Origin of the sequence: Streptomyces sp. NPDC007162 (assembly GCF_040634175.1) — a bacterium.
Lineage (GTDB): Bacteria > Actinomycetota > Actinomycetes > Streptomycetales > Streptomycetaceae > Streptomyces.
Genome location: NZ_JBEYFC010000900.1, coordinates 1 through 2105 on the forward strand (window position 1 = coordinate 1; position 2105 = coordinate 2105).

Below are 2105 nucleotides of genomic sequence, written 5' to 3' on the forward strand. Positions count from 1 at the left end.
GTACCTCGCTGCGGGACTCGTCCGCCAGTACTCTCTGATCGGGGACGTGTCCGACCGCGCGCGGTACCGGTTCGCCGTCCGCCGGATAGCGGAGGGACGGGTTTCCTCCCGCCTCCACGACGAGGTCGGTGTGGGGGACGCGATCACCGTCTCGTCACCCCGGAACTCCTTTCCTCTCGTCGACGATCGGCGCCCGCTCGCATTCGTGGCCGGTGGCATAGGCATCACCCCCTTCCTGCCCATGATTCAACGGGCGTTGGCTGATGGGCGCGACTGGACGCTCCACTACGGCGGACGCCATGTGTCTGCCATGCCGTTCGTCAGCGAGCTCGCCGACCACGGCGATCGTGTGTCGATCCATCCCGAGGACCGGTACGGGCCGCTGCCGCTCGCAGCGATCGTGGCGGACGCGTCGCGCAGGGGCGCGCGGGTGTACTGCTGCGGCCCCTCGGGCATGATCGACGAGGTCTCCCGGCTCGTGACCGACCCGTCTCTGCTCAGCGTCGAAAGGTTCCGGCCGCCTGCCGAGACAGGCGGCAACACCATCGAAGTCGAGCTCGCCACCAGCGGGATCCACGTGTCCGTGGCATCGGATGAAACGATCCTCGAGGCGGTGGAGCGGGCCGGTGCGTTCGTGTTGTCCTCCTGTCGGACCGGGACGTGCGGCACGTGCGAGACCCCGGTTCTCGACGGGGTTCCCGACCACCGCGACACCTTTCTCTCCCCAGCTGAACGGCAGTCAGGTGCCTCGATCCTGATCTGTGTCTCGCGTTCTCGAACGCCACGTCTCACTCTCGACCTGTGATCAAGGAGGATCCAGTGACCACGATGCGAACCGCCGAGCCGGCTTGGGTGTCCGAGCTCACCCTGGAGGACCTGGCCTCAGACGCCGACGCGATCGCGGCGCGCCTCCGGTCCGAGGCTCCTGTGGCATGGATCCCGAAAATCGGCGGGTGGCTCGTCACGACCTACCGCGCCTGCAGGCGCGTCGCCGAGGACGACCGGACTTTCAGCGGCGGAACCAGTCCGGTGCACGAGCGCGTGTACGGCACCCCGCATGTGCTCGGTGCCGACGGCGACCTGCACAGCGACCTGCGCGAGGCCGTCGGGAGCCCGGTGGGACCTCGGGCCGTACGGGACCTGGTCTCGAGCAAAGTCGGACCGGCCGCCCGCACGTATCTCGAGTCGCTGCGCGGCCGGGACCGAGCGGAGCTGATGGCGGATTACTTCGAGCCGCTGAGTGTGCGCTCGGTCGCCGACGCGTACGGTTTCGACGTGGATGCGGACACCCTGCGGCGTTGGTTCCACGACCTGTCCGTCGGAACACAGAACATGGCGGTGAACCCGGACGGTGCCTTCGCCAACCCGGAGGGTTTCCGGGGCGCGGACGCGGCGCGCGAGGAGATCACCCAGTACTTGCAGGACTTGGAACGACGTGAGGGCGCGACAGTCGGCAGTCCCATCCACCGAATGCTGAACAGTGGCCGGGCGACGGGCGACCCGCGCGCGCTGGAGACGGTACTGCCGTCAGTGCTCATCGTGCTGATGGGCGGTCTCCAGGAACCTGGGCACGCCTGCGGGAGCACCCTGCTCGGGCTGGCCACGGATCCTGCCCAGCTAGCGCGTGTGATGGCCGATCCGGCCCTGCTCCCGCGGGCGATCGTTGAGGGGATGCGGTGGCTCAGCCCGCTCTACGGCGGAGCATCGCGGGTCTGCGTCGAGGATGTCGAGATCGAGGGCGCACGGATTCGCCGCGGGGACACCGTCTGGATGGCCTACGGTTCCGCGAACCGGGATCCCGCCGAATTCACCGAGCCGGACCGCTTCGATCTGGATCGCCCCGCCCACGCGCACCTGGCGTTCGGCCTCGGCAGGCACGCGTGCGCGGGCAGTGCCCTCGCTCCGCAGATCGTGCGAGTCGCCCTTCAAGAGCTGTTCGCAGCGTTCCCGGACCTCCGACTCGACGAGGCCCGCCCGCCCAGGGTCCAGGGCTGGTTCTTCCGCGGGGCCCCCGAGATCCACGTCCAGCTCAGCTGAGGCGGGGGGGCCGGGCCCGCGCCGGTGGTCCAGCCTGGGGCCGGGTGGGGGGGTGTGTTTTGTGCGGC

2 protein-coding genes are annotated in these 2105 nt (G+C 69.4%); both read left to right on the top strand.

What is annotated here, in order from left to right:
• Window positions 1–805, top strand: an 805-nt coding sequence (locus ABZ646_RS45570) for a PDR/VanB family oxidoreductase (RefSeq protein WP_360533398.1), incomplete at its 5' end; no start/stop codon positions are given.
• Window positions 806–828: 23 nt separating this feature from the next.
• The gene (locus tag ABZ646_RS45575) at window positions 829–2037 is read left to right on the top strand and encodes a cytochrome P450 (RefSeq protein WP_360533401.1); all 1209 of its coding nucleotides are present in this window, start codon (window positions 829–831) and stop codon (window positions 2035–2037) included.
• Window positions 2038–2105: the final 68 nt, after the last annotated feature.

Coding starts and splice junctions, on each gene's coding strand:
- ABZ646_RS45575 (WP_360533401.1), top strand. CDS start 829: ATGCGAACCGCCGAGCCGGCTTGGGTGTCCGAGCTCACCCTGGAGGAC.